Source organism: Undibacterium pigrum, assembly GCF_003201815.1.
In the GTDB taxonomy this organism is placed as follows: domain Bacteria; phylum Pseudomonadota; class Gammaproteobacteria; order Burkholderiales; family Burkholderiaceae_D; genus Undibacterium; species Undibacterium pigrum.
Genome location: NZ_QJKB01000003.1, coordinates 23,353 through 44,361, shown reverse-complemented (window position 1 = coordinate 44,361; position 21,009 = coordinate 23,353). Strand labels below are relative to the sequence as shown.

At 49.6% G+C, this 21,009-nt stretch carries 15 protein-coding genes; 10 read left to right on the top strand and 5 right to left on the bottom strand.

Annotated elements, in window-relative coordinates; all coding sequences use genetic code 11:
- Window positions 1-220: 220 nt before the first annotated feature.
- The 4 genes from DFR42_RS29755 (at window position 221) to DFR42_RS11070 (ending at window position 5,612) form a co-directional block, all read left to right on the top strand.
- Window positions 221-748: a DUF2946 domain-containing protein gene (locus DFR42_RS29755; protein WP_110255060.1), complete on the top strand. Its 528-nt coding sequence runs from the start codon at window positions 221-223 to the stop codon at window positions 746-748.
- A 232-nt stretch (window positions 749-980) separates the two neighbouring features.
- A complete protein-coding gene (locus DFR42_RS11080; protein ID WP_170133487.1) occupies window positions 981-3,305 on the top strand; it encodes a TonB-dependent receptor in 2,325 nt (774 codons plus the stop codon).
- Between the two features lie 69 nt (window positions 3,306-3,374).
- Window positions 3,375-4,778, top strand: coding sequence for a PepSY-associated TM helix domain-containing protein (locus tag DFR42_RS11075; protein ID WP_110255058.1), 1,404 nt, complete (start codon window positions 3,375-3,377; stop codon window positions 4,776-4,778).
- A 363-nt stretch (window positions 4,779-5,141) separates the two neighbouring features.
- On the top strand, window positions 5,142-5,612 hold the full coding sequence (locus DFR42_RS11070; protein WP_170133486.1) for a PTS sugar transporter subunit IIA: 471 nt from the start codon (window positions 5,142-5,144) through the stop codon (window positions 5,610-5,612).
- Window positions 5,613-5,814: 202 nt separating this feature from the next.
- Here the strand turns inward: DFR42_RS11070 and DFR42_RS11065 are convergent, their stop codons facing one another.
- Complete coding sequence (locus DFR42_RS11065; RefSeq protein WP_110255056.1) at window positions 5,815-6,072, bottom strand: hypothetical protein; 258 nt, start codon at window positions 6,070-6,072, stop codon at window positions 5,815-5,817.
- A gap of 809 nt (window positions 6,073-6,881) precedes the next feature.
- On the opposite strand from DFR42_RS11065, the gene DFR42_RS11060 reads away from it, so the two are divergent.
- The 6 genes from DFR42_RS11060 (at window position 6,882) to DFR42_RS11035 (ending at window position 14,429) form a co-directional block, all read left to right on the top strand.
- Window positions 6,882-7,517 carry a TetR/AcrR family transcriptional regulator gene (locus DFR42_RS11060; RefSeq protein WP_110255055.1) on the top strand — a complete coding sequence of 212 codons (636 nt, stop codon included), beginning with the start codon at window positions 6,882-6,884 and terminating at the stop codon, window positions 7,515-7,517.
- Between the two features lie 145 nt (window positions 7,518-7,662).
- Window positions 7,663-8,835: an efflux RND transporter periplasmic adaptor subunit gene (locus DFR42_RS11055; protein WP_211324268.1), complete on the top strand. Its 1,173-nt coding sequence runs from the start codon at window positions 7,663-7,665 to the stop codon at window positions 8,833-8,835.
- 2 nt (window positions 8,836-8,837) lie between these two features.
- Window positions 8,838-12,038 carry an efflux RND transporter permease subunit gene (locus DFR42_RS11050; RefSeq protein ID WP_110255054.1) on the top strand — a complete coding sequence of 1,067 codons (3,201 nt, stop codon included), beginning with the start codon at window positions 8,838-8,840 and terminating at the stop codon, window positions 12,036-12,038.
- A 40-nt stretch (window positions 12,039-12,078) separates the two neighbouring features.
- Window positions 12,079-12,729 carry a protein-L-isoaspartate O-methyltransferase family protein gene (locus DFR42_RS11045; protein ID WP_110255053.1) on the top strand — a complete coding sequence of 217 codons (651 nt, stop codon included), beginning with the start codon at window positions 12,079-12,081 and terminating at the stop codon, window positions 12,727-12,729.
- A 27-nt stretch (window positions 12,730-12,756) separates the two neighbouring features.
- Complete coding sequence (locus DFR42_RS11040) at window positions 12,757-13,080, top strand: rhodanese-like domain-containing protein (protein WP_110255052.1); 324 nt, start codon at window positions 12,757-12,759, stop codon at window positions 13,078-13,080.
- Between the two features lie 23 nt (window positions 13,081-13,103).
- Entirely contained in the window at window positions 13,104-14,429 is a 1,326-nt protein-coding gene (locus DFR42_RS11035) for a TolC family outer membrane protein (RefSeq protein WP_110255051.1), read from the top strand.
- A gap of 142 nt (window positions 14,430-14,571) precedes the next feature.
- On the opposite strand, the gene DFR42_RS11030 is transcribed toward DFR42_RS11035, so the two are convergent.
- The 4 genes from DFR42_RS11030 to DFR42_RS11015 form a co-directional block, all read right to left on the bottom strand.
- The gene (locus DFR42_RS11030) at window positions 14,572-15,426 is read right to left on the bottom strand and encodes a metal-dependent hydrolase (protein WP_170133485.1); all 855 of its coding nucleotides are present in this window, start codon (window positions 15,424-15,426) and stop codon (window positions 14,572-14,574) included.
- Window positions 15,427-15,513: 87 nt separating this feature from the next.
- On the bottom strand, window positions 15,514-16,311 hold the full coding sequence (locus DFR42_RS11025; RefSeq protein ID WP_110255049.1) for an AraC family transcriptional regulator: 798 nt from the start codon (window positions 16,309-16,311) through the stop codon (window positions 15,514-15,516).
- Between the two features lie 163 nt (window positions 16,312-16,474).
- Window positions 16,475-18,571 (bottom strand): TonB-dependent receptor plug domain-containing protein, encoded by a 2,097-nt coding sequence (locus DFR42_RS11020; protein ID WP_245936921.1) that lies wholly within the window; start codon window positions 18,569-18,571, stop codon window positions 16,475-16,477.
- 164 nt (window positions 18,572-18,735) lie between these two features.
- Window positions 18,736-20,841, bottom strand: coding sequence for a TonB-dependent receptor plug domain-containing protein (locus DFR42_RS11015; RefSeq protein WP_110255048.1), 2,106 nt, complete (start codon window positions 20,839-20,841; stop codon window positions 18,736-18,738).
- Between the last annotated feature and the right edge of the window lie 168 nt (window positions 20,842-21,009).

Genomic DNA, 21,009 nt, shown 5'->3' with positions numbered 1-21,009 from the left:
TAACGCAGGCGAAATTATGAAAAGAGGTAATATTATTTTTTTGAGGTTGGAGGACATAAGTACTTTAACTGTCAAGATGCGGGTAGGTAGCACATCGCGTGGTTAAGCTGACCATTCGATGTGTTTGTTTTCTTTGGGCAAGGATATGCGGGCTTCATCAAGTCGTATGTTCGGTAGCGAACATAAGGCATCTCTGATTTAGGGCAATTCCTTAAAATTAATGCTCGGAAAATCAATAACTTGCGAAAAGCGAACCGAATTTCGTATCAGGTTCCTTAATCAGAGACTGCCTAATTTCAAAACAAGTTTTTCATTAGCGGTCAGTTTGGTTATAATCCGCTCCATGCGTATTTCCCTTAGACTCAGACACCTCACCATTTGGCTGGCATGCTTTGCATTGCTGTTCAATGGCATCGTGCCGTCTATAGCAAACGCAATGGCACCGACGAAAGTCAAAGCAGGCTTTATCGAAATTTGCAGTGTTGACGGCAATAAATTATTCGACACCGCTACAGGCAAGTTTGTCAAAGACAGCCCAGATGCTGATCCACAACAGTCAAAATATGCCAAAGCGCATTGTGCCAATTGCCTGCCGCATGCAGATCAGCCGTTTCTGTTGCCAACACATGCTTCAGATTCTCCCGACATGGCGTTGAGTGAAGCTTTCCCTTCGCTGTTTTATCACTCTCCACAAACACTATTCTCATGGGCAAGCGCACAGCCGCGAGCTCCGCCAGCGCAATCCTGATCATCAACTAGTCCCCTGAACACATCGCAATGTGGTTCTGGGTATGTCTGATTGCACTCAGGGAAATTCCACTTAGTCCGGTTTTAAGCTTCTGTCACATTCAATTGTGTAGCGATTGACGTTTGTCATCATGTCATGTCAAAGGACCGTGTACGTCAAAGCAACTTATTCCGGATTTCTTGGAGACATCAGCCTGGCAGTCAAAAAATCTCAAGATGTAATTTCATTTCAAATGACTTCGAACCTTCGCATTTCACCCTTGTTGAAACCACTGTCCGTACTGATCGCCAGTACGTTTTCTACTGTTGTTTTTGCTCAGGGAGTCGCTACCGAACAACAATTGCAAACGGTTGCCGTAGACGGCACCCGTTTGCCACTGGCAGCAAATTTGCCATCGACAACTGCCAGCCTGACTGCGGCGGAACTCCGCGAGCAGCAAAATATATTCAATCCGGAAGATGTGTTGCGCAATATGCCGAATACCACGATACGCAAGCGTTACAGCGGTGATCGCAATGCCCTCATTGGTGGCCGTAGCTTCGGTACCACCCAGGCACCACGTGGCTTGGTGCTGATGGATGGCTATCTGATTTCAAACTTCCTTGGAAGATTCGATGCACCACGCTGGAATATGATTGCACCGGAAGAAATCGAACGGGTTGATTTGTTGTATGGTCCTTACTCGGCAATTTATCCGGGCAACTCCATAGGAACAACTGTGGTTGTCAGCACCAGAAAGCCAAAACAGTTTGAGGGGGCTGCGCGCCTGGCGATGCAGTCTGAAAAATTTGATGCCTACGGTTTGAGTGAAACGTACACCAACGCACAGGCGTCTGCCCAGATTGGTGCCAAACTCGCGAATGGAGCATGGTATCGCCTTATGCTCAATCGTCAGGATTCTACTGGTCATCCCATGCAGTACTACACGGTGAATGCAAATAATGCAGGCATATTCACAGCACCAACAGGAGCCAGGCCGACGACGATTGTGAGTGGGATTCAATATGACATCGCCCCTACAGGGCAAAAACGGGCCATATTTGGGGCAAACGCTGGTGCTATTGATCACACCATACAAACCACAGGAAAAGCCGCATTTGGCTATGACTTCTCACCCACACTGAGTGCAGAGGGCATGCTTGCCTGGTGGAAAAATGATAGCGACAATCGCAATAATAGTTTCTTGCGCGATGCTAACGGTCAAACCATCTGGTCGGGTCGGGTCAGCAATAACGGCAATGCTTTTGATATACCAGCCTCGGCCTTCGCCCCTTTCAATCGTCAGGAGAGCCATGTGCAGGCAGGACTGACTGTCAAGACACGTCATCAGTCAGGCTGGAATATGTCCGTAGTTGCGAGTCAATACCGCATTATTGAAGACGTGCAGCGCACTGCAAATAATCCAGACCCTGTTGCCGCTAATGGTGGCGCTGGTACGTCTACCTTACGTGACGGTACCGGATTTCGGACTTTCGAGCTGCAATCTACCTATAGCCCAGTACAAGGTGACTGGACTGGTGGCGCACACTACTTGACTTTTGGCTTGCATGCCAATGACTATCATCTGGCACAAAGCACACGGGCTCTGACAACAGATTGGCGTCGCGGCGCTGGTGATGAAAACCAGTTTGTAGGTGGCGATACGCGCCTGTTTGCTTTATATGCGCAAGATGCTTGGCGCTTTGCTCAAGACTGGAAGGCAACCATAGGTACACGCTGGGAATCTTGGAAGGCCTACAACGGTAATCAGCGTTTTATTCCGGGCGCATCTCAAGCTTACCCGGAGCGCAGTATCACAGCACTGTCCCCCAAACTGGCTGTCACCTGGGAAGCGGCAGATGATATTACTGCCCGCCTTTCTGCTGGACGAGGTACGCGCTTTGCCACGGTTGCCGAGTTATTCCAGGGCACGCAATCCGGCAGCAGCATTGTGTTGAATGATCCTGATTTGCGCCCAGAAAAATCCGATGCCATTGAATTGATGCTGGAAAAACGCTACCGCAATGCCAGTCTGCGGGTATCCCTTTTTCAGGACAGCATACGCGATACCATCTGGAGTCAGACCAATACGGCTGTTTTCCCTAGCATCACCAATGTACAAAACGTAGGGCTGGTACGTACACGTGGTATTGAACTGGCTGGCGACATTGACAACCTGCTCATTAACGGCCTGAATCTGGATGGAAATCTGGCCTTGAATGATTCTAAAATCATCGAGAACGATAATTTCATGGCTTCAGTGGGCAAGACCTGGGTACGCATACCTCGTATCCGTGGTTCAGTCACACTGAGTTACGCGCCAAGCAGTAGCTGGAGTGTGGCGGGTAGCTACCGTTATGCCGGGCGTCAATACAATGACATGCTGAATCTGGATACCAATCCAGACACCTACGGAGGCTTGTCGCGTGTCAAGCAGCTCGATCTGCGTGTCTTGTTCAAGCCAGTCAAAGGTCTGGAGTTGGCGGGAGGAATAGACAATGTAATGGATTACCGGGCGTATCAATCTCACCCTTTGCCTGGACGTAATCTGTTTGCAGAAGTGCGTTACCAATACTAAATAGCAATCAACAGATAGGCGGAACAGTTGCGTCCGCCTACTTCTTCTTAAGAATTCTGGAGTGACAAAATGAGTAACCTGGATATCCAGCATGCCAACAAAAGCGCTTTATTACACAGAGTCTTTTGGCGCTTGCACTTTTGGTCCGGCTTGCTGACTGCACCTATCGTCTTGTTTGCGGCGCTGACTGGCATCCTGTACATTTTTACACCGCAGATCGAAGCATGGAAACATGCCGAGCTGGATAAAGTTGCGCAAATCAGGGCTGCTTTGCCACTTGATCAGCAAGTTGATGCGGCAATGACAGCCTTTCCGGGCAAGCAAATCAAATCCATCGTCCCCGCTTATGTTGAAGGCGAAACCACACAAGTGATCTTTGGCGAACAAAGACAGCGCGAAAAAAAAACTGCCAATACAGAGAATAGTAAGCCGAATGGGTATGAAGAACACCAGGGACATCAGATGCCTGAAGCTTCAAAAGCTGCCAAGGTCGAGGGTATTGAGCATAGCGCCGGTTCGGAAAACCTGATTGTTTATGTGGATCCTGGTACTGCCAGAATACAGGGAAGTATTCTGGAATCAGGACGCTTCCGTAATTGGGCACGCAAACTGCACTCCAATATGCTGCAAGGGGATGGCTGGCGCTGGATCATAGAACTGGGAGCCAGCTGGATGCTCATGATGATGATCACTGGTATATATCTGTGGTGGCCACGTGGAAAAGCTAGCTGGCGCAGCGTGTTGCAATACAGTGGCAATAATCGCCGGGTTACCTGGCGCTACCTGCATAGCATGTTAAGTATCGTCTTGGGCTTAGTCACTCTGATTATTTTGCTAACCGGCCTGACCTGGGCTAAATATGCAGGGGAAAACTTCCGCATAGTGCAGAATGCGGCTGCACAAAATACACCGAGAGCACCGAAAGACTTAAAGTCCGTTGTTGCTATCAATGGTAACTCGGCACTGAGCATACAAGCGGTATATCAACAAGCAAAAAATCAGGCATCTGATGTACAGATGCAATTGACACCGCCAAAGTCTGAAAGCGGTGTATGGAAGATAGACAATTATGATCGCAGCCAGCCTGGCAAACGCTTTCAGTTGATTTTGGATGCTTACAGCGGCAATACCTTGTTCCAGTCTGGCTGGGAGCAGATGCCAGTCCTGTCCCGCGCTACTGCTGTTGGCATTCCATTTCATCGTGGTGAATTTGGCTTGTGGAATCAGGCACTACTGGTGTTGGTGGGTTTAAACGTGATTTTTTCTGTTGTGTCAGGCTATGTCATGTGGTTGCAACGCCGCAAAGCTGGGTCGCTTTCTGCGCCGAAACTGGAGAGTAAGCATATGCGTGTTATTTCCTGGTGGATGTGGGTGATCACACTGGCTTTGGGAGTGGCCATGCCAGTGTTTGGAATCAGTCTTTTGATACTGCTACTTATGGAAGTAACTTATCTCTACTTCCAAATAAACTAATTTGCATCACGTTTATTAAAGAATAACCTCGGGGAAAGCACAATTCGTTAAGATCAATGCTACCGGGTCCAGCAAAAAAACTGTCAATTTCCTGGTGGTACACGTCAACAACAAGTAATTATTTATCCCTTTTTTCGGATGAAATTTCCCGCTTGAATACGTTACTGAAAGATTGACAAAAACTCGGAAATTTCGCCCAAAAAAAAGAAAATTTTTACGAAATTTTTACGTGAAATGGCGTATCGTCACCACAATTCGACTCCGCAGAAACTTGCATACAGCATGCCAGTTGACTCGGGGGAGTTGTGGAGCTGGGGGCGTTGCCGATATTCCCAGTCTGTTATCTGTCGATTTTGTTTGCACATGAATTCATTTTCGAAATATCTCTACCCTGAAAACATCCTGTTGAATTTGTGCGTGGAAGACAAGACTCAGGCGCTGGTGCATATTGCAGCACTATTGGAAAAGCAGCATCAAATTGACCGTGGGCTAATTTGGGGAAGTCTTTGTGCGCGTGAAAAATTAGGATCGACGGCACTGGGCAAAGGCGTCGCGCTACCACATGCCCAAATCAGCGCACTGCATCACCCAATGATGGTCTATGCTAGCCTTGCCACACCCATTGATTTCGACAGCCCTGACGGATTACTTGTGACAGAATTATTTGTCCTGCTTTTTCCGAAAGAAAGGATGGACGAACATTTGCAATTACTTGCCGATGTTGCCGGTTTTGTCTGCGATTTACCATCCAGAAAACGGCTCTGCGCAGCCAAGGATATCGAATCTGTTTTGGAGAATTTTGCATCCTGGAGTATTGCGCCAGTATCGACCTGATTGCGGTGATCTTTTCCATGCGTAGCAGAGATTTTGTACTGCTGTGTTTGTTGCTTGCCGCAGCTGACTGCATTTTTTGCTCAGGGATGATCTTCCCAGTTTTTAAGTTGCTTATTTGCTTGCGATAACATGGAATCAGCATGCGTCAGTCAAGGTCCGACGCCGTTCTGGCTCCTTTTCTGGGAGCAATATCACCGCTGCTCTAGCGCATGTAGTTTGGCCAAAAGACAGCCCACCATAGCACCTTCAAACCTCCTTTAACGTCGATATGGCGCAGGTCTGGGGAGGGGAAGGGGATCTTTCTCACCCGCATGACAAGCAATCCTATATTGAGCCAGACAATAACTGCAAGCTCTGTGCAAGTATCAAACGCATAATCAAATAACATAGGCAGTACAAGTACGATGCCATACGCAATCACCATCGCAGACATGTGGCAAATGATGTGTTGAAGTTTCATGGTTGCTTACTCATTCAAAATTACGTCTGGCTCGGTCAATATCATTGTGCTGACTCGGCCTTCATTTTTTCAGAGAGCAAGCGTATCAGTGTAGCCCTAAAAATTTCGTAAAAACCACAGCAATGGGCGTATCCGAACTATAAAGAATTTAACTGTCTGCTTGCAAAACCAGGCGGATGTAAATTTGAATATGTAATTTAATTTCTACGGAGTCCTTCTGATGACGTACCGCATTAGCTGTCGAAGTTGAGGCAAAAATCAACGATGGCGACAAGCTTATAGAGGAATTTAATAAAGCGACCAATCATGGAAGAAAATCCGAAATATGGATAGTCCTGCCTGCTAATGCAAAATAAGTTCTCGAAATAATTGACTGCTTCAAGAAATCTTGGCTAGTCAAATTTCACGCAAATTGAAGGGCTTTCTTTGCATTTTCTAAAGAGTGGCTGTTATATATCTGCAGCCTGTTCCGTAATTCTTATGTTTGATCTACTAAATTTTGCATCCTGTCGCATAGCAATTGCACAAACCGAAGTTGCTTGGCAAAGTAACCGAAGATCAGTTCGAAACTTAGGTATCGCAATTATTTCTAAGCTAGCTCAATGTGCGTGATAGTTGCCATTGCGTACAATTTGTACTTGCTTAATATGCATCTCTTATTGCTTCCATGAGAGGTCTGGTGACTGTTCGAGACTTTATTGATCCGTTCAAGGGTTTATTAGAACCTGGCAAGAGTGTTTATCTTGACGCTGAACTGGGCGCGGACTATATTACTGACTCAAAAGTAAGTTAATTGAGTTGTTATTATTATGTTATGCCATTTGAAGCCCAAGTGGGAGCGCCGCAAGGATGCTCGTCCACAAGAATTACTCGCTGCTGCCCTCGATTTGTTTGTTGAGCGCGGCTTTGCCGCTACACGTCTGGATGATGTGGCACGGGCTGCCGGCGTCTCCAAAGGCACCTTGTACCTGTACTTTTCCAGTAAGGAAGAGTTGTTCAAGGCAGTGGTAAGGGAAAGCATCGTCCCCTTGCTGGGCGAAGCGGAAGGTGTGATTGACCAGTTTGAAGGCAGCAGTGAAGAACTGTTCCGTCTGGTCATGAGTACCTGGTGGAACAGCATAGGTAATACCAAATTGTCAGGCTTACCCAAGCTGATGATGGCAGAAGCGGGGAATTTCCCTGAGCTTGCGAGATTTTACCAGGAAGAGGTCATTAACCGCGGTGAAAACCTGGTCATGACCATGCTCAAACGTGGCTTGGCACGCGGCGAAATACGCAATGTGGACGTGGAGATAGATGCCAGGTTATTGATAGCCCCCATGATCATGATGATGATCTGGAAGCATTCACAAGGAGTGTGCAATATAGAGCCGGATAAACTCGACACCTATATTGAGCACTATATAGACATGGCTTTACATAGTTTGTTGTTAAAAAATAGTTGATGAAATGAGTTTTACCAACTGAATTACATGCGTTGCTTGACCCTCACATAGTGTCAGGCTTTAAAGTCAGGGTTTTTTACGACCTGGATAGTTTATTTACCATCTTAGCCCAGGCCATGAAACCTTTACTTTTTGGAAAACAAGCATGTTAAAACGCAAGACTTTCTGGATCATTGCCGTTGTGCTGCTAGTAGCGGCGGGCATGGTGCTGATGAAGAAAAAATCTCAGGGTAATGTCGTGCCCGCTTCGGCAAGTGTTGCTGCCGTGAGCACGCAAGCATCACCGGCTGTGCTGGAATTTTTGCCTGCTGATATCGTCGAAGTTGGCAATTCTGAAGTCAGAAAACTGCTGGCCTTGTCCGGTGCCTTGCGTGCCGTTAACCAGGCTGCTGTCAAAGCCAAAGTGGCAGGCGATATTACTGAAGTGCTGGTGCGTGAAGGCGAAGCCGTTCAGGCTGGTCAGGTACTGATCAAGATGGACAGCAGTGATTACCTGGCGCGGCAAGAGCAGGCCAAAGGTGCTTTGGCCGCTGCCCAGGGGCAAATGGAAATAGCCCGTCTCGCACGCGATAATAACAAGGCCTTGCTGGAGAAAAGCTTCATTTCCAAGAATGCCTATGACAATACCAATAATCAATATGCCATTGCCCTGGCCAACGTAGACAGCGCCAAAGGCGCACTGGCCGTGGCGCAAAAAGCGCTGGCAGATACCGTCATACGTGCCCCCATCTCAGGCATGATAAGCAACCGCATGGTGCAACCGGGCGAAAAAATTTCCCCGGATAACCGCTTGCTCGATGTAGTCGATTTGCGCATGCTGGAAATGGAAGCGCCAGTACCAACGCAGGATATTGCCAGCATCAAAATTGGCCAGACTGTACAATTGAAAATAGAAGGCGTGCCAGCGACAGTTGATGGCAAGGTAGTGCGCATCAATCCGGCCACAACGGCAGGTTCACGCTCCATCATGACCTATGTCCAGGTCGCCAATCCCGATACCATTTTGCGTGCAGGTATGTTTGGCGAGGCGCAACTGGTGGTCGATAAAAAATCAGAAGTACTGAGCGTGCCAGAAACAGCCATACAGTATGAAGGCGAACAAGCTTTTGTGTATGCGATAGAAAATAATGTCTTGCAACAAAAACCGGTCAAGCTGGGTCTGCGTGGCGAAAGCCAGGGCAAGCCGGTAGTTGAGGTGCTGTCTGGCCTGGCACCACAAGCCAGGGTAGTCAAAGCCAATCTGGGTCGCCTGCGTGCAGGCGTGGCCGTGAAGCTGATTATCACGACAACGACGACAACCACGACAGGCAAGGTGTAATCATGTGGTTCACACGTATCAGCATAGGCAATCCAGTGCTGGCGACCATGATGATGGTGGCCTTTGTGGTGTTGGGTTTGTTCTCTTACAAGCGTTTGCGGGTTGACCAGTTCCCCGATATTACTTTCCCGGTCGTGGTGATCCAGACTGATTATCCAGGTGCCGCACCTGAGACCATAGAGTCAGACATTACCCGCAAGGTTGAAGAAACTGTCAATACCATCAACGGTATCAGTGCTTTGACTTCGCGCTCTTACGAAGGTACTTCTGTCGTCATCATGGAGTTTGACCTGACGGTCGACCCTGCGCAGGCAGCGCAGGACGTGCGTGAAAAAGTCGCCCTGATCAAGGCAGGCTTTCGCAAGGAAGTCAAAGAGCCAAGGGTGACGCGTTATGACCCTTCTGATAAGCCTATTTTCTCGGTCTCGGTCACGAATGACGACAAGATCAAGAAGCGTGACTTCCGTGAACTGACCACTATCGGTGACCAGTTGGTGAAAAAGCGTCTGGAAAATGTACGTGGTGTGGGTTCAGTTACCCTGGTTGGTGGTGTCAAACGTGAGATCAAGATTTATCTCAAGCCTGGTGAAATGGAATCGCTGGGTCTGGGTGTCGATCAGGTCATCAATGCCTTGCGTAATGAAAACCAGGAATTGCCTACCGGTGCCATCCGTGCACTCGATAATGAAAAAGTCGTGCAGATACAGGGCCGTATCAAGAACCCGCAAGACTTTGCCCGCATCATCGTTGCTCGTCGTGGCGGCCAGCCTGTCATGCTGTCGCAAGTCGCCACTGTGGTGGATGGACAGGAAGAACAAGAGAGCCTGGCTCTGTACAACGGCCAGCGCACCGTGGCACTGGATATTTTGAAGGCGCAGGGGCAGAACACGATTGAGGTTGCGAATGGCCTGACCGATGCATTGAAGGCGCTGGAACCGCAATTGCAGGCGCAATATCCCGGTGTCAAAGTACAAGTCATCAAGGATGGTTCGCGCCAGATACGCGTAGGTGTAGAGAATGTGCGTCGCACCCTTATCGAAGGTGCAGCACTGACCATCCTGATCGTCTTCCTGTTCCTGAATTCGTGGCGCTCAACGGTCATCACTGGCCTGACTTTGCCGGTGGCCTTGATAGGTACCTTCCTGTTCATGGACATGTTTGGCTTTACCATCAATATGATCACCCTGATGGCCTTGTCGCTGTGCGTGGGTTTGCTGATTGATGATGCCATCGTCGTGCGTGAAAACATCGTCCGTCATGCGGGCATGAAGGTGAATGGCAAGTTCAAGGATCACCATACGGCAGCGCTGGAGGGTACGGCGGAGATAGGTTTGGCAGTTTTAGCGACGACCTTTTCTATCGTCGCGGTGTTCTTGCCCGTGGGTTTCATGGGCGGCATTATCGGTCGCTTCTTCCATCAGTTTGGTATTACCGTTACCGCCGCTGTGTTGATTTCCATGTTTGTGTCTTTTACGCTGGATCCTATGCTGTCATCCATCTGGCCAGACCCGGATGCTCACGGTCATCCGACCGTCGATGAAAAGGGCAAGTCCATTCGCAAAGGCTGGTATGCGAATAGCATAGGCCGAGTGCTGGAGCAGTTTGAGCGTGGCGTGCAATGGTTTTCGCGCGGCTATCAGGTGATGTTGCGCTGGTCGCTCAAGCACCGCATCAAGACCTTGCTGATTGCCGCACTGACTTTTTTCCTCGGACTGGCAATTCCGGGTACAGGCTTGATAGGTTCAGAATTTGTACCGCAGGCTGATTATTCTGAAACAGGTGTCAATTACTATACGCCAGTGGGTTCATCGCTGGAGCTGACTGAGACCAAGGTGCATCAGGTAGAGGCGGTCGTGAAGGAATTCCCTGAAGTGCTGGATACCTATAGCACGGTCAATACCGGTTCGGCACAGGGTAAGAATTATGTGACCACCTTTATCCGTCTTGTTCCTCGCAAGGACAGGGCCAGGACTACCAGCCAGATGTCAGTACCACTGCGCACCCGCCTGAGCCAGATAGCTGGTATCACGGTCACGCATATCGGTGCACTGGATGGCGTTGGTGGCGATAACAAGAACCTGCGTTTCAGTCTACAGGGCAGTGATCTCGGTGAACTGGCGAAATTGTCCGAGCAGGTGCAGGACAAATTGCGCGCTATTCCTGGACTGGTCGATCTGGATTCCAGCCTCAAGGCACAAAAGCCGACCATCTCGGTGCAACCGCGCCGTGATATCGCTGCTGACCTGGGGGTAGGAGTGGCCCAGATAGGTGGTGCCTTGCGGCCTTTGCTGGCAGGTGAAATTGCCACGACCTGGCGTGCACCGGATGATGAAAACTATGATGTCACCGTGCGCCTGTCGCCAAATGACAGAAATAACCCTGAGGATTTGTCGCGCCTGATGCTCAGCAGCACGCAAACCAACGCAGACGGTTCACCAAAAATGGTGCCTTTGCGCCAGGTAGCAGACATCAAGCCATCGACAGGTGCCAACCAGATCAACCGTCGTGACCTGAACCGCGAAGTGGAGCTGTCTGCCAATGTGGTGGGCCGTTCTGCCGGTGAAGTCAGTGCCGAAGTCAAAAAAGTGCTGGATGGCATGCAATGGCAACCGGGCTATCGCTACAAGATGGGTGGTGCCACCAAGAACATGACTGAGTCTTTTGGGTATGCCTTGTCAGCCCTGGCCCTGGCAGTGATTTTCATTTATATGATTTTGGCATCACAATTCGCCAGCTTCCTGCAACCGATAGCCATCATGTCGGCCCTGCCCATGACTTTGATTGGTGTTTTCCTGGCTTTGATGTTCTTCCGCTCTACGCTGAACATGTTTTCCATCATCGGTTTCATCATGTTGATGGGATTAGTTACCAAGAATGCTATTTTGCTGGTAGATTTTGCTAATCAGGCAAGAAAAGAAGGCATGAACCGCATGGAAGCCCTGCTGGAAGCTGCTCATGTGCGCTTGCGCCCCATCCTGATGACGACGCTGGCGATGGTGTTTGGCATGGTGCCACTGGCATTTGCCCTGTCTGAAGGTTCTGAGCAGCGCGCACCCATGGGGCAGGCTGTGATAGGCGGGATTATCACTTCGTCATTGCTGACTTTGGTCGTAGTTCCTGTGATTTATACCTATCTGGATGATTTAGGGCTGTGGATTACGCAAAAATGGCGCGGTAATCGTCAAACTGTCCAAGCGCTTTGATAAAATGCCGTTTCCATCAATTTTGCAATCGAGTATAGAAATGAATATCGAAAAAGCACGCTTCAACATGATAGAGCAACAAATCCGCCCCTGGAATGTGCTGAACCAGGAAGTGCTGGATATGCTGATTGTGGTTAAACGCGAAGATTATTTCCCGGCAGAACAAAAAAGCCTGGCTTTCTTTGATACAGAATTGCCTTTGCCTGATGGCAGCAAGGCCATGACGCCGAAGCTGGAAGCACGCATCCTGCAAGAACTGGTGTTGAAGAAACAGGAAAATGTCTTGCTGATCGGTGCAGGCACAGGTTATCTGGCGGCATTGCTGGCTTACCGTGGCCGTCACGTAACCGTGCTGGAATCTTCCAAGGTCTTGCATGAACTGGCGACCAATAATTTGCACCGCAATCATGTCAGTAATGTTGATGTTGTTCTGGCAGATGCTTTCAGCGATAAAAACACGGGTGCCTACGATGCCATCGTCATCGCTGGTGGGCTGGAACAATTGCCTGAACATCTGCAACAGCAATTGAATGTCGGTGGCCGTTTGCTGGCATTCGTTGGTCAGTTACCTGCGATGACAGCACAGTTATTCACGCGCACTTCTGCAACTGCAGTAAGTAAACAAAACTTGTTTGAAACCGTGGTGGAAGCTGCCGCAGGTGCCAAACCAGTTTCACATTTCAGCCTGTAATCCTGAAAAGAAAACAGAGGACATGGCATGGAAAATATTACTGCAACTGAATTGGCACAATGGTTAAACGATAGTAGTAAAAAAGCCCCGGTTTTACTCGATGTGCGGGAACCTTGGGAGTATGAAACTTGTCATATCCCCGGTGTGCAATTGATGCCCATGCAGACAGTGCCAGTTCGCTTTCATGAACTGGAACCGGATGACGTGATTGTCTGTATTTGCCATCACGGCGGGCGCAGTATGCAGGTAGCAAATTTTTTAGAGCGTCAGGGCTATACCCAAACAATTAATCTGACTGGTGGTGTGCATGCATGGGCACAACAAGTCGATACGGGTATGCCCACTTATTAATTTACTTTTTTTCGGAGCCTTACATGCGTAATCCTATTCTTGCCACACTGCTGGCCTCAGCCTTCTTGACGATGAATGCAAATGCGACTGATTTGCTGCAAATATACAAGGATGCTTTGGCAAATGATGCGCAGTATGCAAGTGCCCGCGCCGCCCTGACTGCTGGTCAGGAAAAACCTGTGCAAGGCCGCGCCGGTCTGTTACCAGGTATCGCTCTGAAAGGCAGTGATGGCAAGGCGCGTACAGAAGCCGAGAATGATGTAGTCAGTGGCAGCCGTACCTTTACCGGTGTCACGAATACCTGGACGTTGGGATTGTCGCAACCCCTGTTCAACTGGGGCAACTGGCAGGTTTATGAACAAAGTAAATTATCTTTGTTGATCAGCCAGGCGCAATTTGAGCAGGCTAAACAGGATCTGATCATCCGTGTTGGACAGGCATATTTTGATGTACTGGCTGCGCAAGATACGCTGGAAACCCTGCGCGCACAAAAGAGCGCGATTTCTGAACAACTGGCTTCCGCCAAGCGTAATTTTGAAGTTGGTACATCGACGATTACCGATACCCATGAAGCGCAGGCTCGTTACGATCTGGTGACTGCGCAGGAGTATGCCGGTCAAAGTGATTTGCAGGTCAAGCGCGCAGCTTTGCAGCAAATCATCGCCAAGGAAGCGGGTGAACTGGCACAGCTAAGGGCTGGCGTTAAACTCAATGCTCCGCAACCCGCAGTAGTGGATGAATGGGTCAATTCTGCTGAAAAGCAAAATTTCAATGTCGTGGCTTCGCAGGTCAATGTCGAGGTTGCCAAGCGTGAAATTGAAAGAAACCGCGCTGGTCATTACCCTACTGTTGATCTGGTTGCCAGTACTGGACGCACTTCCAATGCAGGTGCGACAAATCCTAGCGCGCCTGGTGTTAACAAGACTACGCAAATTGGCGTGCAATGGAATATCCCTATTTTCTCAGGTTTTGCTGTCGACAGCCGTGTGAAAGAAGCGATAGCCTTGCAAGAAAAAGCGCGCAATGATTTTGAAACTACCCGCCGTGCAGCAGCTCAAGGTGCGCGCCAGGCCTTTGTTGGAGTAACTTCCGGTCTGGCCCAGGTCAAGGCCTATGAAGCGGCTGAAATCTCCAGCCAGTCAGCTCTGGAATCCAACAAGCTTGGTTATCAGGTTGGTGTACGTATCAATATTGACGTACTGAATGCGCAACAACAGTTATACACAACGCGTCAGACACTGGCGAAAGCGCGTTATGACACTATCCTCAATGGTCTGCGTTTGAAATCAGCCGCGGGCACACTGAAGGAAGAAGATCTGGCAGAAGTGAATGCCTTGTTGCAGCACTAAGTTGTTCACTGGTATTCAGATGTAAAACAAAAACAAAAAACTCGCTAAAGGCGAGTTTTTGTTTTTGGGGGACTGCAGTTGATACCAAAAATATTTGGCATGCAAAAATAAACTGAATAAATTATTTATATGAATTAGGTATTCAAGTTCCTAGCTGTTTGCCAATTTCGCGGTAACTGCTGTTTTTTTCATTGAGCCATTGCTCAGTCAAATGGCGATTGTCGCGTTGCCAGGGTTGAAAGCCGGGTTTGAAATACGCAAGCAAATGCGGCAATGAAAACCACACCAGGCCGCGCGGGCGAAAACAATATTTCAGTGCCAGCCACCAGGTCCTGGGTCTGAATAGTTCGCCATCGCGATACAGGCAATGCATGGTTTGTATCGTCGTGTCGATATTGAATAGCATGATTACATACACAAACCAGGCAATGCGTTGCAGATAGCCGCCACCTATTGCATGATAGGTGTCGTAGACCACGGATTTATGCTCGGTCTCTTCTATGGAGTGCCAGGTCCATAAAGTTTTCAGAGGCTCTTCTGCATCGCCTATCCAGCAAGGTTCATTCAGGGCACCATCGGAAAAAATCGCCGTAATATGCTCATACGCCATGGTGATGGCGAGATTGCTTTTAATCCCCAGACCGGCGGCACTGCGTATGCGCCATTTGACAAAGGGTTCAATAAAATAGCTCAGGCCCTGGGTGTTCAGATGCTGATTGTATTGTGCATGAATATGCCGGTGACTGGCCTCCTGGCCTATGAAACCCTTGATGTCTTGTTTCAGTTGTTCATCATGGAGCAGAGGCAGGGCTGCCTTGACACTATCAATAAAATATTGTTCACCCAGAGGAAAGCTGAAAGACTGTGCATTGAATAATTGCGTGCGAAAGGCATCACCGCCCAGCCAGTGACGTGAAAATCCTTTGGACAAATCAATCTTTAACTGGCGTACCGTAATTGGCTGGCGCAGGCTGGCATTTTCTTCTGGTGTAGTCATCGCATTTCCCATTGTGGTGATGGAAAACAGTCTACTTATCGCACCAGGATATTGCTTGTATCAAGCCGTCGAATTTGTACCGACCCGTCAATCTATCAATAAAAAAAGTTTATTGAAATCTTCTTCCGGCATCAGATAAATCCAGTAAGCCGGGTCACGGCCACTGATTTTTTGCCGCAGATGTGCAGGCGGAATACCAGCCAGCTCTACATATTCGCGGTGCATATGCGCCTGGTCGTAGTAACCGGTATCCTGAGCAATCTGGGTCAGGTCTCCCCAACTGACATCTGGATTGATGATGGCAGGCAGGGAAAAACCAAACCTGACGATGCGCCTGACATCGCGCAGGGTGACGCCAAAATTTTCCCTTACACGACGCTCCAGTTGTCTTTGCCCTATGCCAAAGTGCTCGGACAATTGCAGCAAAGGGAAGAAAATTTTCTTGTGCGCAGCCAGAAACGCCGCACCTATGCTGCTTCTGGGGCGGGTATCGAGCACATCCAGCAAAAATTCCTGGAACAGGGTGACGATGGCTGTCGTGTCATGCAGTCCATCTAAAGCATGCAAAAACTGCTGTAGCCGTTCAGCACTGGCCAGTTTGTCAAAGGGCAAGGCATTGCCAGCAATCTCTGCAACATTGATGCCTGTGGCTTGTTGCAACATGCCAGGACGAAAGCAGACAGAGACTGAAAGTGTGCCGGGTTGGTAACGCACATGCGCTGGTTCCATCATAGGCCCGCGTAAAAAGAAACGCTCTGCGACCATTTCGCTTTGGTCAGCATGTATCACCGTAGCACCGCCTTTGGCGAACAGCATGATGGAGGGGCATAAAGTGGCAGGCAAAAATACCTCGCAATCATCCAGCTCTACTGTCATGACATACATGAGCAATGGGGATAACCTGGGATGAGAGGGGAAAACCTGATAATTGATTGGTGTCTGCAAAATAGGGCTGGTGTTGACTAGATAGTGGCGAACGTCCCGGCACTATTGTACCCAATGCTGGCTGAAAAATATCATCAGCCAGCACCAAACCCATCTACAGTATTTACATTTTATACAGTAGCTGGATATAGAAATTGCGTTTTGGCAGCGGTATGTCATTGGTAATGCTGCCAGGCGCAAAGCTGGGTTCACGCGCGTCGACATTCATCAGGTTGCGGATACTGCCGGATACTTCCCAGGCACCGGCATTGGTGCGCAGGCTGAGATCAATCAATTTGTAATCTGCCACTGGTGGACGCAGGTCACCGAAGGTGCGTTTGCGTCCTGCCACCCAGTTGAATTGCGGGCTCAATAACCAGTCTTGCGCAAATTGCCAGTCAGCGCGGGCAAATACATGGTGATGCGGCGCATATCCAGCATCCTGATTGGTGACCTGGTCAGTATTGACCTGATAGCTGTAGTTGCCACTCAGGCGTAACTGGCGGCTGGCCTGCCAGTTCAATTCAGTTTCCATGCCATGCCCTTCCTGGCTATTGGTATTGGCATAGGAGCTGCCTGTGCCTTTGATCGCATTGGGCACGGTACGTATCAGGTTTTTCATCCTGAACTGAAAAATATTGAATTTTGCCTGCAGGTCATGGCGTGCTTGCCAGATCAGGGCGGCTTCCAGGGTCTTGATGCTTTCGGGTTGTATGGACGGGTTGCCGCGTTGTGCAGGATTATTGATACTGTAAAGCTCGTTAAAAGACGGCGCACGGAAAGCCTGGCCATACAGGAGCTTGGCAGTCAGGTTATACGCCGCTTCCCACACCAGCGCTATACGCGGGTTGGTGGTGCTGCCGACATCAGAAAAATTATCATGCCGGATACCAGCAGTCAGATTCCAGTCGGGCGCGAATTGCCATTCATCCTGAGCATACACATAATCTACCTTACGGCGGTGCGGCTCCAGAAATGCCAACGCACCCGTGTAAGTTTGTACCGCACCCGCTGGTTGTGGCAAGCCTGCCGGAGTGATCAGAAAATTCTTGAATTCATAGGTGTCGTACATGTTGAGGTCATCATGCCCGATACCGACACGTAGCTGGTGGTCACGCCAGCCTGTATATACGGCATAGGCAGAAGCCCGTAATTGCCGCTCTGAAGTATTGGGCGCGCCTATGATCCCATCCGGGAAATTACCAGTTGGGAAAGTAACCCCCGCAGGATACAAAACCAGAGGTGAGGGCAAGCGTTGCAGGTATTGCGAATAACTCATATTGAAACCCAGACACCAGTCTTGGCCGATATGATTATCGCTCCAGGACAAATCTGATGTGAGGCGCTGGCTTTTTAGTTTACCGCTGGGGTCAAGTGCCGAAGAAGTACCTGTCCCGGTACCTATGTTATCGCGCAGGATAAAATTGCTGCGCCAGCGCCATTTCTCATAACTGAGATCAAGGAAGGCATCAACAGCGTCATGGCCATTATTCGCAGGGCCAGGTGCCAGGCTGGCATGTGTGCCAAAGACACGGTCCAGCCCGGTCTGTGCGTCAGCAGTGATGATCTCTGCATGGCCCGCGGTTTTGCCAGCACGGAAATAAGCAGCAACATCCACGCTGCCTAGCTTGCCACCATGCTGTATCCAGGCATCGCGCGTTGAAAACGAACCTGCGCTGATACCAAATTCTGTGCCCCGTATCTCTGCCGATGTTTTGGTGATGATATTGATGACGCCACTATAGGCATCTGCACCATATAAAGCCGAGCCTGGTCCGCGTATGATTTCTATGCGGGAGATGTGCTGCAAGGGGTAGCTCCCCCACAGGCGCGACCTGTTTCCGGTCAGCAGCACCGTCATAGGCACGCCGTTTTGCAATACCAGAATTTGCGAATTGAGTTCATTGATAATGCCGCGCAATACATAGGCCGCAAAATTGTTGGCGCCAATTTTTTCTGCATGCATGCCAGCCACGGTTTCCATTACCTGGTCAAGGTCAGTTGCACCCATGGCGCGGATGTCTGCAGCTGTGATGACGCTGGTGACGGCTGGTGCCAGCCGCAATGATTTCTGGCTGCCAGTGGCAATGCTGACAGTCAGTTTGTCGCCATAGATGGCTTTCAGGTCATCGTCTTCTTCGATGTCTGCGGCAGCATGCGCTGTAAGTGACAAAGACAAAAGTATGGCAGTCAGCATGGCTGTGTGTGGCGGCAAATACATCTTTACTCCCGGGGCAGACATGGCTTTAACACAGCCATCATAAATCTGCCTTGAGCCACTGTCACTTGTTTCTGTGCCTTAATGGCGAAAGTAGCCATGCTTAACAAATCCCTGCCATGCAATGTGGCGGGAATGTCGCATTTTTTCCGCGGGTTTTTGTGAAATTACATTTTATACATGACTTGCAGGTAGATGGCCCTGGGAGCCATAGGCAAATCATTCGGGATGGCCAGACCGGGTGCGATACTGGGTTCGCGGATGTCAGCGTTGAAGAGATTCCTGACCGTTGCAGTCCATTCCCATCTACCGCGTTCACGTTGCGAGCGCAGGCTCACATCAACGCTGGTGTAATCGGCGATAGCCGGGCGCGTATCACCGGCAGCGCGGCGACGGTCTGCCACACGGTTTACTTGTGGGCTCAGAGACCAGCCCGGATTGATTTGCCAGTCCACCCGTGCAAACAAATGATGGTGAGGTGCATAGCCAGCATCTGCCTGTGTGCTTTCATCAACAGAACGCTGGTAGGAATAATTGGCGAGGACTCTCAAATCTTTTCTGACACTCCATTGCAACTCTGCCTCAAGTCCGCGACCATTTTGATTGCCCGTATTGAAGTAGGTGGCGCCTGTTCCCGGCATGGAGTTGGCAACTGCACGAATAATATCTTGCATGTTGTAGCGGAATGCATTCAGGTTCAGCAAGATATCCTGGCTTGCTTGCCATGACAGGGCCAGTTCGGTAGTGGCAATACGCTCAGGTTTCAGTTTGGGATTGCCATTGGCAACTGGGTTGAGGCCATAGGATTCATTGAATGCCGGGGCACGGAAGGCGCGGCCATATAAAAATTTGGCAGTCAGATCATGCCGCGCATCCCACACCAGGGCCAGGCGAGGATTAGTGGTGCCGCTAAAATCAGAATAATGGTCGTGGCGTATGCCTGCCGTTATGGTCCAGTCTTTCGCCAGATTCCATTCATCCTGCAGGTATAGATAATTATTTTTTCTGCGAGTAGGCAAGATATGCGGCTGTATCTGGCTATAGTCCATGACGGGGCCAGTTGGTATAGGTACACCAGCAGGGCTGAGCAAGAAATTCTTGATGGTCTGGGTGCGGTAGAGATTGACATCGTCATGCCCTAATCCCACACGCCATTGATGATCTGTCCAGCCTGAGTAGCTGGCAAAGGCCGACAGGCGGAATTGTCTTTCCCAGCGCGAAGGGCCACCTATCATCCCGTCCGGGAAAATACCGGTAGGCAGCCTGGTCCCAGGTGGCAAGAGTTGCAGGCTGCTTTTTTCAGTATAGTGCAAGAAGTTCAGTGTGCTTCCCAGTATCCAGTCTTTGGCAAAAGTCGTGTCTATCCAGGACAGGTCACTGGTCACTCTTTCTGTCGTGGCACCACCACCAAAATCGAGTGCAGAGGATACTCCAGCACCAGTCTGTACTTCAGATCGCCTCAGCAGACTTGAGCGCCAGCGCCAGTTGCCCGTGCTTAAGTCCAGATTGCCATCTACCGTATCAAAACCCGTATGCACGCTGCCTGGTGCCAGGCTGGCATGGGTGCCAAACAGCTTGTCGTTCCTCGATTGTGCATCGGCAGTCAGCACTTCTTTCTGGCCGTCAGTGGTACCAGTCCGTAAATATGCGGCAAGCTTGAATGGGCCCCAGTGCCCGCCATGCAATACCCAGGCATCACCGGTACGGAAGGAGCCCAGGCCTGCACCAAGAAAAGTGCCAGGAATTTCATCCGCAGTTTTCGTGATGATATTGATCACGCCGGAAAAAGCATCTGCCCCATACAGAGCAGAACCGGGCCCGCGTATCACTTCAATGCGGGATATATTTTCCACTGAGATGCCACGCCACAGCATCTGACCCTTGTCACCCGTATAAGACGTGGTCATGGGTATGCCATTTTGTAATACCAGCAAGTGAGGATTGCTCACCCCTCCGCCACCTATGCCGCGCATGACATAAGCTGGAAAATATAGTATGGCGGCATGGCTCACGTGCATGCCAGGTATGGTTTCCAGCACCTGATCGATATCGGTAAATCCCTGGGCCCGTATGTCTTCTGCAGTAATCACCGATGCTACCGCCGGTGCCCGGCGCAGGCTTTGTGTTTTGCCAGTGGCAATACTGATCATGGATTTATCGCCATAGACCAGCGCCAGCTCATCTTCCTCATTGGCATCTGCAGCAAGGGCCGTGTTACCTAGCAAGGACAATGCAGAACTCAGGATCAACAAGAGACGAAAAGGGAATGACATGGATTGCTTTTATATTTGTTAAGCTCTATCAAAAAGAGCATACATATTCTGTGTTCAGCTTAATCCAGCCGTGCCAGACTATCAAGCAAGACACTGCGGAATTGCAGAAACAAAACGGATTTACAACGACTGTAAAATGTCGTTGAAAAGAAAATCGTCAGTGCTATC

Coding starts and splice junctions, on each gene's coding strand:
- DFR42_RS29755 (WP_110255060.1), top strand. CDS start 221: ATGCTCGGAAAATCAATAACTTGCGAAAAGCGAACCGAATTTCGTATC.
- DFR42_RS11080 (WP_170133487.1), top strand. CDS start 981: ATGACTTCGAACCTTCGCATTTCACCCTTGTTGAAACCACTGTCCGTA.
- DFR42_RS11075 (WP_110255058.1), top strand. CDS start 3,375: ATGAGTAACCTGGATATCCAGCATGCCAACAAAAGCGCTTTATTACAC.
- DFR42_RS11070 (WP_170133486.1), top strand. CDS start 5,142: ATGAATTCATTTTCGAAATATCTCTACCCTGAAAACATCCTGTTGAAT.
- DFR42_RS11065 (WP_110255056.1), bottom strand. CDS start 6,072: ATGAAACTTCAACACATCATTTGCCACATGTCTGCGATGGTGATTGCG.
- DFR42_RS11060 (WP_110255055.1), top strand. CDS start 6,882: ATGTTATGCCATTTGAAGCCCAAGTGGGAGCGCCGCAAGGATGCTCGT.
- DFR42_RS11055 (WP_211324268.1), top strand. CDS start 7,663: ATGTTAAAACGCAAGACTTTCTGGATCATTGCCGTTGTGCTGCTAGTA.
- DFR42_RS11050 (WP_110255054.1), top strand. CDS start 8,838: ATGTGGTTCACACGTATCAGCATAGGCAATCCAGTGCTGGCGACCATG.
- DFR42_RS11045 (WP_110255053.1), top strand. CDS start 12,079: ATGAATATCGAAAAAGCACGCTTCAACATGATAGAGCAACAAATCCGC.
- DFR42_RS11040 (WP_110255052.1), top strand. CDS start 12,757: ATGGAAAATATTACTGCAACTGAATTGGCACAATGGTTAAACGATAGT.
- DFR42_RS11035 (WP_110255051.1), top strand. CDS start 13,104: ATGCGTAATCCTATTCTTGCCACACTGCTGGCCTCAGCCTTCTTGACG.
- DFR42_RS11030 (WP_170133485.1), bottom strand. CDS start 15,426: ATGACTACACCAGAAGAAAATGCCAGCCTGCGCCAGCCAATTACGGTA.
- DFR42_RS11025 (WP_110255049.1), bottom strand. CDS start 16,311: ATGTATGTCATGACAGTAGAGCTGGATGATTGCGAGGTATTTTTGCCT.
- DFR42_RS11020 (WP_245936921.1), bottom strand. CDS start 18,571: ATGTATTTGCCGCCACACACAGCCATGCTGACTGCCATACTTTTGTCT.
- DFR42_RS11015 (WP_110255048.1), bottom strand. CDS start 20,841: ATGTCATTCCCTTTTCGTCTCTTGTTGATCCTGAGTTCTGCATTGTCC.